Source organism: Okeania sp. (genome assembly GCF_983059655.1).
This window is the reverse complement of sequence record NZ_CEZPJD010000189.1, coordinates 1-11,376: the sequence shown is the minus strand read 5'-3', so window position 1 is coordinate 11,376 and position 11,376 is coordinate 1. Positions and strand designations below refer to the sequence as shown.

The window sequence follows — 11,376 nt, the reverse complement described above, 5'->3', positions numbered from 1 at the left end:
AAACCATGATTATTTCGTTGTTTTTTCAGGAATTACCTGATATTTCTTCAGCCAAGATTGACAAATTTTCATCAGTTGCTCTAACAGTGATTTGACGTAGTTGCAAATATATGATACTTGCTAATATCTTCCAAAAAAGAAGAAGACTAAATCTTTTAGTTAACGACAATAAATAAGGACTTAACCAGAGACTCTACAGAGGGCGAATGTCATTCGCCCCTACAGACTTGTGCATAGCGCTGTAGAACAAGATGTGATAATATCCATATCTGAAACTATTAATTTACTAAATAAGTATGTTGCTTCAAAATACACAAATGACTGCACAAGATTTCCTTGCACAACTTGATGAGGTTATTGAAAAACAACATTTACTTAAGCATTCTTTCTACCAAATGTGGAATGAAGGAAAACTTTCTCTAGAAATGTTGCAAGAGTATGCTCAAGAATATTATTTACAAGTTCATTATTTCCCCACTTATGTTAGTGCTACTCATGCAGCTTGTGATGATTTAGAAACTCGTAAAATGCTCTTGGAAAATCTCATGGAAGAGGAAATGGGAGCAGCAAATCATCCGGAATTATGGTTACGTTTTGCGGAAGGTTTGGGTGTAAAACGGGAAGCAGTTAAAAATAGACAACATTTAGCAAAAACCAAGGAATCTGTAAGTATTCTCAAAGAGTTAGCTCGCAGTGAAAATCCAGCAAAAGGTTTAGCTGCTCTTTATGCTTATGAGTCTCAAATTCCTGAAGTTGCGACTACTAAAATTGCTGGTTTGAAAGAATTTTATGGCATTAATTCTGAAGCAGCTTTATCCTTTTTTAAAGTACATGAAAAAGCTGATGAAATTCACAGCCAAGTTACACGAGAAGCATTAGTAAAAATGTGCGAAACTGATGTTCAAAAACAGGAAGCATTATCAGCAGCAGCTAAGGCAGTAGATGCTTTAAATTTATTGCTTGATGGTGTTTATGAAGAATATTGTCAAGCTGTAAATTAACTAAATTTACAATCAAAAATTTTAAATAATTAGGTTACTGATGAAAGACTAGGGGTTTTGCATATCTGCCTCTAGTCTTTTGAATAGTAATTATTCAAATTACAGCAGTTTTCGAGTCTTGGAGGTACAAAGTTTTATTGCCCTAGGGAACAGGGGACAGGAAATATAAGAATAGTTTTACAATGGATAATTGATAATTAATCTATTCGGCTTTATTGCCTCTCATTTTAAGGAGAAAAAAATCAGATTTCCTGATATTCAATTCCGTAATGGTTAAAACCTTCTTGTAATTATCCATTATTAATTGATGAAAACTGTACCTCACGCTTCCTCAAAAATGCTGTAATTTTATATTAGAACTTATTAACTGTCCCTTGAGGAATATTTCCTGATAAAACTTGAATAATATTTTTAGCTGCTTCAAGAGCAATATCGTGGCGAATTTCATCAACAGCAGAACCTAAATGAGGGGTAAAAAAAGTCTGATTTTTCTCAGTTATTAATGTGTTGCAAATTTCTTGAGGACGATGAGGAATTGCCCAATCTTCCATCTCAAATACATCAGCAGCATATCCAGCTAAATGTCCAGATTGAATTGCTGAGGCGATCGCTTTCTCATCTACAACTGACCCCCGGCAGGGATTAATTAGGAAACTATTTGGTTTCATCTTAGCTAAGGTATCTTGATTAATCAGATGATAAGTATTAGGAATTAGAGGTACCATTAACACGACATAATTACTACTTTTTAAGAGTTCTTCTAAAGACACTCTAGAGATTTTCCAGGTAGTTTCTTGTTCTAAAGATAAAGGAATAGGATCGGTGTAAAGTAAGTTCATTTCAAAACCTACTAATCTTTGAACCAAAGCTTTTCCTAATTTTCCCATTCCCACAATTCCTAGAGTTTGATTTAATAATCCCCTACTATAAAGTTGTGGTTTCCATCCTTGAAAATTACCATCACGAATTAGGCGATCGCCTTCTAACATTCGACGACCTAATCCAATTAATAAACCAACAGTTAATTCTGCTGTTGGTGCTGCTAATAAATCGGGGACAATTGTGAACCAAATACCTCGTTTTGTACAAGCATCTAGATCAAAATTATCATACCCTCTTAAAGCTCCAGCAATAACTTTTAATTGGGGACAAGCATCTAAAAAACTCGATTCAATACAGTCAGGCATAAATACCATTAAACCTTCAGCTTCTTTAGTTCGATTGATAATTTCTTCACGAGATAATGTGTCTTGAGTTTGATTGAGAATAACTTCACAAGTTTGACTTAAATAATCAATAACTTCAGGATGAATCCAATGGGTAATAACAACTTTAGGTTTTTTATTCATATTTTAAAGGAAGAAGGAAGAGGGAAGAGGGAAGAAGGAAGATGGAAAGAAGAAAAAAGGAAGATGGAAAGAGGAAAAAGGAAGACGGAAGAAGGTTTAGAAGAAGGAAGATGGAAGAAGGACAGAGGGAAAAAGGAAGATGGAAAGATGGAAAAAGGAAGAATTATTAAGAGTGATTTTTCAGCCAATAGTCCACCCAAAATCCTAGATTTTTGAACCATCACCATCTAAAAGCTGGTACTCTATCAGTACAGAAAAAGCCTAAAATCTTTATCTGTAAAGACCTTTAGATTTAATCAGCAAGCCCTAATTACAATTCCATTTTGGTGAGGTATACCCATGCGAGCAAGATGCTCGCACTGAGAAAATTTAATTTAATTATTAAATCTGTACTTCATATACTTGTGATTGACTCCTCCTTCCTTCTTCCTTAATTAAATTTTTGACGTAAATAATTACTTAAACTATCAACTAAAGTAACCATTATTAACACAACTAATAAGAGTGCAGAAACTTCCTCATATTTGAGTAAACGTAAAGCTCCAATAATCTCAAATCCAATGCCACCAGCTCCCACAGCTCCTAATACCATTGAGGCTCGAAAATTGTATTCCCAACGGTAAAAAGTTACATCAGCAATTTGAGGAAAAATTTGCGGAAAAATACTATGAAAAATAATTTGTAAATGATTAGCTCCCGCAGATTTTGCCGCTTCAATAGGAGCATTATCCGTATGTTCTATAGCCTCAGCAAAGAATTTTCCCACCATACCAATTGAATGAAATCCTAATGCTAATACACCAGGAAGTGTGCCAAATCCAACTGCTGCCACAAACAGAATTCCTAGAATTAATTCAGGAATTGCCCTGGCTATATTCAGAATCATTCTTGATAGGAAATAAACAACAGGATGAGGTGTGGTATTACGAGCAGCTCCTAAAGAAAGGGGAAGAGAAAGAGCAATAGCCATACCTGTTCCAGCAATACTCATAGCAATAGTATCAACTAAAGGTTTAATCCAGTCTAGAGCACGACTAAAATCAGGCGGGAACATTTCTCCAACCATGTCAATTAAGTCAGGAACTCCCTCAGATAACCGTTGTCCATCCAATAATCCCACACTCCCAAAACTCACTAAAATAATGCCTAACAAAATCAATGTTTTAGTCAAAGAAATATACCAACTTCTTTGTTGTTGACGGAGCAAACTATCAAATTTATTATGAGTAACCATCTTTTCAGTTATCAGTTATCAGTTATAGTAATTTCATTTGAATTGCGTAAAAAAACCGATCGCTTTTAGGCAACAGGCAACAGGTAAGAAGGTTTGCCGGACTTTTTACCGTTAGTAAATAACCAACTCTTATTTAACATCTCATTTGAAAATGCTATATAAGTTGTCAGTTATCAGTTGTCAGTTTTCAGTTATCAGTAAAGATAATTTTTAGAATAAAATTGACTATTTTTTTGTAAGCATTCAGCTATTAACAATCAGCTCTCAGATATTTAGGGTTTGCTGAAAAAGTATTTTTGCTTTTCGTAGTAGTCAGTAGTCAGGAATTAGGATAATTATAGAGGCGGTAGTCGGAAAAAATTTCCGTTTATTTTTCTGCCATAATCGTCTCAAAATACTAGCTTTATGCAGCTCTTTTCACCGACAAAGCTGACACTTTTTTAGACAAAAAAATTCTACAACCAATATCAATCAATGCTTTGATATTTAATCAGCAAGCCCTATTTAATATTTTTCATAAATTAAGCAAGCTTTTCGTTTAACTTCTACTACATTTTCAACTATAGAATTGAAACGCAATAATGACTAACTTAAGTGGTTAACTCGTACAATTAATTGTGTAGGAGGAAATTTTAGATGTGTTTAGGAAGCTGATAGCTGATAGCTGATAGCTGACAGCTTATTTATTATTTACTCAATTCAGCAAAATCAAGATCTAGTAGTTTTCCTAAGTCTCTCACCACATTATAATCTTCATCTGTAATTGATTGAAATCCATCTGCTTTAAATGGCTTTAGTATCGCCTCATCTTCTAATTCTAAAAATGCCTGTTGAATTTGTGTTTTAAGTTCAGGTTCTAAATCAGAACGCATTGTCCAAGGATATTGAGGAAAAGGTCTAGATTCAGCAATAATAATTACCTTATTTTTATCAATTGTTCCCCTCTCAACTAAGGCTGTGAAAATGGGTTTGCTCAACCCTCCCGCTTGTGCTTTTCCATTAGCAACAGCAACAGCAACAGCATCATGGGCACCTGCAAAAACTTCTTCATAATTTTCCCCAGCTTTTAATCCTTTTTCCATTAACATTGACTTGGGAATTAAGTGACTAGAAGTAGAAGCTTGATCGCCATAAGCCATGACTTTTCCTTCTATTTTTTCATAGGAATCAATTCCTGATTCTGCATTACCAATCACTAGAGCTTGATAAGTGGTTTTTCCATCTTTTTCTAAAGCAGCAAAGGGTTCAATATTACTTTTAGTTTTGGCTAAAACGTAAGATAATGGACCAAAATATGCTAAATCTAAACGTCCTTTGCTAGCCACTTCAATCATGGAAGAATAATCAGTGCTGACAAATAATTCAATATCTTTACTTAATTTATTTTCTAAATAAGTCTCAAGTCCTTTATTATTTTGAATTACAGTAGCTGCAGATTCATCTGGTAATAAAGCAACCACTAATTTCTCAGGATTTGCTTTTGTATCTGCTAGATTTTCTGTACTTGATGTTTGAGTATTAGAATTACTACAACTAACTAAACCTAACCAAGCCAAAAAAAGCACTATCAAAAAATTTTTTTTGAGGATTAAACTTAACATAATCTTTCTTCCCTAAACAATTAATTAGTAAGCATTCAGCTGTCAGCTATCAGCCATCAGCTATGAGTTATTAATTCATACTGTTTAGAAGTAAGAATTAGTCTCCAATCCAAGGAGAATTAAAAATCACCATCTGACTACTAATAGCTGTTTGCGCAGCAGTCCGCAGTAAATACTCACATCAATGAAATTATAAGTATTGTCTCTCAAAAGTCAATCCCCTTTTTTTATAATGTGTTATAGATAACATTTATGCAGTTTTACTTAAAGGTAGAGTTAGATACATAGCAATTTCCAAAGTTATGAGGTAAAGTTGTTTTTCTTCTTTTCTATTCCCTGTTCCCTGTTCCCTGTTCCCTTTGATAAATTTCTTCAAGTTGTTGGTTTTTAATCTCTGAAGGACTACCATCAAAAAGAATTGTCCCTTTACCTATTCCAATAATTCGATCGGCATATTCTAAAGCTAAATCAACTTGGTGCAAGCTAATTAAAGCCCCAATTCTATCTTCTTGACAAATCTTTCGTAAATCTGATAGGACTTGATGAGAACTAGCAGGATCTAAACTAGCGATCGGTTCATCAGCTAAGAGAAATTTAGGTTTTTGGGCTAAAGCACGAGCAATTCCTACTCGTTGTTGTTGTCCCCCACTTAAAGCTTTTACAGGTGTTAAAGCTTTCTCTAATAAACCGACTCTTTCTAAACAATTTAAAGCAATATATTGATCTGTTTTAGGCAGAGGAAATAAACTTCTCAGAGTAGAATGATAAGCTAAACGACCTACTAGGACATTTTTCAGAGCAGTTTGTCTAGGAATTAATTGATGTTGTTGAAAAATCATGCCTGTCCTTTGACGATGTTTTCGTAATATTTTCGGGTTATGTAAATTACCTAATCCTTCAGTAATCACTTCTCCACTGGTAGGATAAGTAAGAAAGTTTATACAGCGTAAAAGGGTAGATTTTCCTGCTCCAGAAGACCCTAAAATTACGGTAAATTCTCCTGGAGTAAATTCGACAGAAATGTTATGTAAAGCTACTGTGCCATCTTTGTAAGTCACAGCCAAATTTTTTAGATAAATCATAATTATTAAGTCGTTAAATGATTAATCAATTTTTCCTAGAGTTTACTTTTAATATCAATATTTGGTCAAGTATATAGCAATCTTATTTTAATTGTGACATATTGTAGATTTTAGGGAATAGTTCAAGAATTAAGAATTAAGAATTAAGAATTAAGAATTAAGAATTACCTTTCCTTGATAAAGAAGAGGATTGATTCAAAGGAAAATTTTTATTTATTATCCCCTTAAAATGGGAGGCGCATACCCACAATTTGTCGGTAATGACAAACACAGAAGCAATAAAATTATCACGAATGATTTAGGATTGCTATAGTTGATAAAATTATTGTCTAAATACCTGCAAATATATATATCAAAAAAATTCCACGGAAGTTAGAAGTTTCAAACATTAACATGAACGAAGTTAAGGTTCAAAGGCAATACGATCAACTTGCTAATATTTATGATTTACGCTGGCGGAATTATATTATTAATACTCTTACATTCCTCCACAATTGGGAAGATATTGAACCACAGAAAATAATTCTAGACGTTGCTTGTGGCACTGGGGAATTTGAACGAATTTTGCTCAAAAAAAATCCAAAACAAGAAATTATAGGAGTTGATATATCTGAAAATATGTTAAATGTAGCTAGAAAGAAATATCAGGCTTATTCTAATGTCAAGTTTCAACAAGCTTCTGTTCATTCACTGCCATTTAATAGTCATTCTTTTGATGTAGTTGTATGTGCTAATTCTTTTCATTTTTTTGACAAACCTCAAGTAGCATTAGGAGAAATGAAACGGGTGCTTAAACCAAATGGTAAAGTAATAATTCTTGACTGGAATAAAGATTATTTTGTCTGTAGAATTTGTGACTGGTTTTTACAACTTTTCGATCCTGCTCATCAACAATGTTATACCGAAGCAGAGTTACATCAGTTATTAGTATCTGCCCAATTTGAAGTACATTCTGCAACTAAATTTCGTTTAGGAATTATTTGGGGAATGATGGCTGTAACCGCATTCTTTAGGAGTCAGGAGTCAGGAGAAATGTAAGCATTTCCTACGGACTGCTGCGCAAACAGCCGTCAGCATTCAGCTATCAGCTATGAATTATTAACTGATTTCTTACCACAGAATTGCATGGGTTCAGAACTCAAGCGATTCTTTCTTGTACTTAAATACTCTGGTTAAAAATGTAGTAGAAGTTGAAATAAAGATGGCTTCATTCATTAAAAAGCTGAGAGCTAACTGCTAATAGCTGAATGCTTACGTATAAATAGCCTATATATCATTTATTAGAGTTATTAGAATCAAACTCTGTTTTTAGTCAAATCGACATTTATGGGTGATTTTTTTTAACCACTATTATTACCGACTTCTGAAGTAGGAAGCTTGAAATATGAAATTTATTTGTTTTTGTAGTTCTGCATAGTAATAGTAGATGTGGATGAATAACACCTAGCAAAAGAGCAAGATATTTTAAAAATTTTAAAAAATAATGTTACGAATAATAAGGGCAATTAAAATACTTTATCCGAGATTTATCTTCGACTAAAAAAATAAATTTAGACCTAAAAACTGGTATTAAAGTCATCGGTGCATCTCAATTTTGAATAAAGCCAAAAATTTATCGCTTTTAGGCAACAGGCAACAGGCAACAGGGAATAGGGAATATATAAGAAAAAAGTATTTTTGCAAATAAATATGAGATGCACCCAAAGTCATTAATTATGACTCCTGACTCCTAAGAAATATCCTAGCTATTTGTAGCAAAAATTTATCAATTTATTGTAACTATTGCACTTTACAAAAAAAGTTAGACAAAAATTTTTTTCTACTATTCGGGAAAATAGGAAGTTGACAGTGGAGATAAACAAAATGCTATTTCCTTATTTAAAATCTTAGGTAATATCGTTTTGGGTTGATTAGTCAAACCACAATATTTTCTCTTAAGAATAGGGTGGGATGGCGTTTTGCTCCGCAACATGTAAAGCGGAGCGACTCTGATAAGAGCGGGTCTCAAAACCATATCCATCATACTAAGAAAAAAGAAGATTCCGTATTTTCGTAACCTCTTTATTGCAGAGTTACTGATAACTGATAACTGATAACTGATAACTGAAATGACTGTCATTCTAGAAAGTTGAGAAATACCATGAGTCAATGTTTTAATCCTAACTGTTTACATCAGAATTCAGCAGAAACAGAACTATGTCAGGAATGTGGTTCAAAACTATTATTGGCAGAACGATATCGTGCTTTAGAAATTATTGGTGAGGGTGGTTTTGGCCGAACTTTTAAAGCTGTGGATGAGTTCAAACCTTCAAAACCTTTATGTGTAATTAAACAATTTTTCTCCACAGTTCAAGATGCTAAAAGTATTCAGAAGGCTACAGAATTATTTGAACAAGAAGCAGTACGTTTAGAAACCCTCGGCAAACATCGACAAATACCAGAACTTTTTGCTCATTTAGTTCAAGATAATCATCAATATTTAGTACAAGAATATATTGCTGGTCAAAACTTAGCTGAAGAGTTGGCAACAGAGGGAGTTTTTAGTGAAGCTAAAATCCGAGAATTTCTGAATGAAATGTTATCTATCTTGGAATTTGTTCATAGCCATCAGGTAATACACCGAGATATTAAACCAGAAAATATTGTTCGTATTGCTAAGTCCGAGCGAGGTGAAAATCAGAAATTTTCTCTAGTTTTAGTTGATTTTGGTGCAGCTAAATTTACCTCTAAAACTGCTTTGACAAAAACTGGAACTTTAATTGGTTCAGCAGCATATATTGCACCAGAACAAGTAAGAGGTAAAGCCATCTTTGCTAGCGATATTTATAGTTTGGCTATAACTTGTATTTATCTACTTACTGGAGTAGCACCTTTTGATTTATTTGATAGTAGTGAGGATAGTTGGGTTTGGCGAGATTATTTAAAGATTCCTGTTTCTCTTCAGTTGAGTCAAATTATTGATAAAATGCTGAAAACTGCGACTAAAAATCGTTATCAAACAGCACGGGAAATTTTACATGATTTGAATGCTTCTCCAGAATTAAATACAGCAAAAAATCATATCCATAAATTATTTATTGGTGGAGTTGCAGGTATAAGTTGCTTATATTTAACGGGGATAGTTTTAGCAGGAATATTTTCAAGTTCTCCTCGACAAAAACCTGTTGTTATTCAATCAGAAAAACTTAAATCAGAACCTCAAAAACCTACTATTTCACCTCCAGAATTTGGCGGATTATATGCAAAATCTCCCACAGGGACAGTACAAGCTTTTCCATTAGAACATACAGATGTTACAGCTAAAATTGCGGGAAATGTATCGCGGGTAGAAGTAGTTCAACGTTTTACTAATCCCTATAAAACTCCTTTAGAAGCAATTTATCAATTTCCACTTCCCGATGAATCTGCTGTAGATGATATGGAAATTCGCATAGGCGATCGCGTAATTAAAGGCGTTATTAAAAAACGGGAACAAGCAAAAAAAATCTACAATAAAGCTAAAAAAGAAGGAAAAACTGCTGCTTTACTGGAACAAGAACGACCTAATATTTTTACTCAGTCTTTAGCTAATATTCAACCAGGGGAAACTATAGAAGTAGTAATTCGCTACACTGATGCTTTAAAATTTGCCGGAGGTGACTATGAATTTGTCTTTCCTATGGTTGTCGGACCTCGTTATAATCCAGGAAATTCTAATTTAAGTAGCTTTCCAGAAAAACCAATTCATTTAGCAAGTTTGTCTACCACAAATTATCTTCCTAACTTACTTTCTCAAACGGCAAAAACTCCACCAAAAGAACGTTCAGGCCATGATATTAATGTCACAGTTGAAATTGATGCCGGAGTACCAATTTCTAATATTACCTCCACCTCCCATCAAATCCAAATTCAAAAAGTTGCTGCGTCAGGATTACCATCTATTACTCAAGTACAATTAAACAAAACTGACACTATTCCCAATAAAGATTTAGTTCTTCGTTATCAAGTAGCTGGCAAAGAAACCCAATCTACAGTTCTCTCTCAAGCAGACAATAAAGGCGGACATTTTGCAGTTTCTTTAATTCCCGCTCTGGAATATCAAACCAAAGAAATTGTACCGAAAGATGTAGTATTTTTAATGGATACATCCGGTTCCCAAAGCGGTGCCCCTTTAGCACAATCTAAAGTATTAATGCGCCGTTTTCTTCAGGGATTAAATCCTGACGATACCTTTACAATTATTGACTTTGCTAATAGCGCTCAAACATTATCAACCCAACCTTTAGCTAATACTCCTGCTAACCAGAAAAAAGCCATAGATTATGTTAATAACTTAAAAGCAAATGGTGGAACAGAATTACTCAATGGAATTGATACTGTGCTGAACTTTTCACCTGCAAAAAATGGGCGACTGCGAAGTATTGTCCTAGTAACAGATGGCTTAATTGGCAATGAAAATCAAATCATTTCTCGCATACAAAAACAACTACAACCAGGAAATCGTCTTTATAGTTTTGGTGTAGGTAGCTCCGTAAATCGATTTTTATTAAACCGACTGGCAGAAGTGGGACGAGGTACAGTCCATGTTGTGCGTCACGATGAATCTGTGGATGCGGTAGCAGAAAAGTTTTTCAATGAAATTAATAACCCAGTGTTGACTAATATAGAAGTAACTTGGCAGGGTTTAGGAGAAGCTCCCGAAATATTCCCACTCAAACCTGCGGACTTATTTGCTCAACAACCTTTAATTTTGTACGGACGTAAACAAGATCGACTCAGTGGAAACTTGCAAATAACTGCCGTTGCTGCTGGTGGGAAAACCTATCGTAAAACTTTTCCATTGCGCTTTGACTCTGATGGTGGGAATGAAGCGATCGCTCAACTTTGGGGACGGGCAAAAATTAAGGAATTGATGTTGGAAATGAGTGATGGGGAGATGTCAGAAAAAGTTGAAGCTGTGACAAATGTAGCTTTGGGTTATCGGTTGATGTCAAAATATACTGCTTTTGTGGCGGTGAGTGATGAACAACGAGTTGATCCTAATAATTCTAGTCGTCGGGAGAAAGTGAAAAAACAAACTCCTGATGGGATGGTAGGTATTCCAGAACCTAGTTTTGTTTGGGCGATATT

Annotated in this window: 8 protein-coding genes; 4 read left to right on the top strand and 4 right to left on the bottom strand. The window is 34.2% G+C overall.

The window, feature by feature from the left end:
* Nucleotides 1-296: 296 nt before the first annotated feature.
* Complete coding sequence (locus AC3DU7_RS12840) at nt 297-1,001, top strand: CADD family putative folate metabolism protein (protein ID WP_488039734.1); 705 nt, start codon at nt 297-299, stop codon at nt 999-1,001.
* Between the two features lie 353 nt (nt 1,002-1,354).
* Here the strand turns inward: AC3DU7_RS12840 and AC3DU7_RS12835 are convergent, their stop codons facing one another.
* The gene (locus AC3DU7_RS12835; protein WP_488039733.1) at nt 1,355-2,350 is read right to left on the bottom strand and encodes a phosphonate dehydrogenase; all 996 of its coding nucleotides are present in this window, start codon (nt 2,348-2,350) and stop codon (nt 1,355-1,357) included.
* Here AC3DU7_RS12835 and AC3DU7_RS12830 point away from each other — a divergent pair.
* A complete protein-coding gene (locus tag AC3DU7_RS12830) occupies nt 2,318-2,566 on the top strand; it encodes a hypothetical protein (protein WP_488039732.1) in 249 nt (82 codons plus the stop codon). The genes AC3DU7_RS12835 and AC3DU7_RS12830 overlap by 33 nt on opposite strands.
* A gap of 214 nt (nt 2,567-2,780) precedes the next feature.
* On the opposite strand, the gene phnE is transcribed toward AC3DU7_RS12830, so the two are convergent.
* The 3 genes from phnE to phnC form a co-directional block, all read right to left on the bottom strand.
* Complete coding sequence (gene phnE, locus AC3DU7_RS12825; RefSeq protein WP_488039731.1) at nt 2,781-3,584, bottom strand: phosphonate ABC transporter, permease protein PhnE; 804 nt, start codon at nt 3,582-3,584, stop codon at nt 2,781-2,783.
* Nucleotides 3,585-4,270: 686 nt separating this feature from the next.
* Complete coding sequence (phnD, locus tag AC3DU7_RS12820) at nt 4,271-5,185, bottom strand: phosphate/phosphite/phosphonate ABC transporter substrate-binding protein (protein WP_488039730.1); 915 nt, start codon at nt 5,183-5,185, stop codon at nt 4,271-4,273.
* A 329-nt stretch (nt 5,186-5,514) separates the two neighbouring features.
* Nucleotides 5,515-6,267 (bottom strand): phosphonate ABC transporter ATP-binding protein, encoded by a 753-nt coding sequence (gene phnC / locus AC3DU7_RS12815; RefSeq protein ID WP_488039729.1) that lies wholly within the window; start codon nt 6,265-6,267, stop codon nt 5,515-5,517.
* A gap of 393 nt (nt 6,268-6,660) precedes the next feature.
* Here phnC and AC3DU7_RS12810 point away from each other — a divergent pair, with 393 nt between their 5' ends.
* Nucleotides 6,661-7,305 (top strand): class I SAM-dependent methyltransferase, encoded by a 645-nt coding sequence (locus tag AC3DU7_RS12810; protein ID WP_488039728.1) that lies wholly within the window; start codon nt 6,661-6,663, stop codon nt 7,303-7,305.
* A 1,102-nt stretch (nt 7,306-8,407) separates the two neighbouring features.
* A partial coding sequence (locus AC3DU7_RS12805) for a VIT domain-containing protein (protein WP_488039727.1) occupies nt 8,408-11,376 on the top strand: 2,969 nt, incomplete at its 3' end.

Excerpts from the sequence above, each read along its gene's own strand:
- AC3DU7_RS12840 (WP_488039734.1), top strand. The coding sequence starts at position 297 with ATGTTGCTTCAAAATACACAAATGACTGCACAAGATTTCCTTGCACAA.
- AC3DU7_RS12830 (WP_488039732.1), top strand. The coding sequence starts at position 2,318 with ATGGGTAATAACAACTTTAGGTTTTTTATTCATATTTTAAAGGAAGAA.
- AC3DU7_RS12835 (WP_488039733.1), bottom strand. The coding sequence starts at position 2,350 with ATGAATAAAAAACCTAAAGTTGTTATTACCCATTGGATTCATCCTGAA.
- phnE (WP_488039731.1), bottom strand. The coding sequence starts at position 3,584 with ATGGTTACTCATAATAAATTTGATAGTTTGCTCCGTCAACAACAAAGA.
- phnD (WP_488039730.1), bottom strand. The coding sequence starts at position 5,185 with ATGTTAAGTTTAATCCTCAAAAAAAATTTTTTGATAGTGCTTTTTTTG.
- phnC (WP_488039729.1), bottom strand. The coding sequence starts at position 6,267 with ATGATTTATCTAAAAAATTTGGCTGTGACTTACAAAGATGGCACAGTA.
- AC3DU7_RS12810 (WP_488039728.1), top strand. The coding sequence starts at position 6,661 with ATGAACGAAGTTAAGGTTCAAAGGCAATACGATCAACTTGCTAATATT.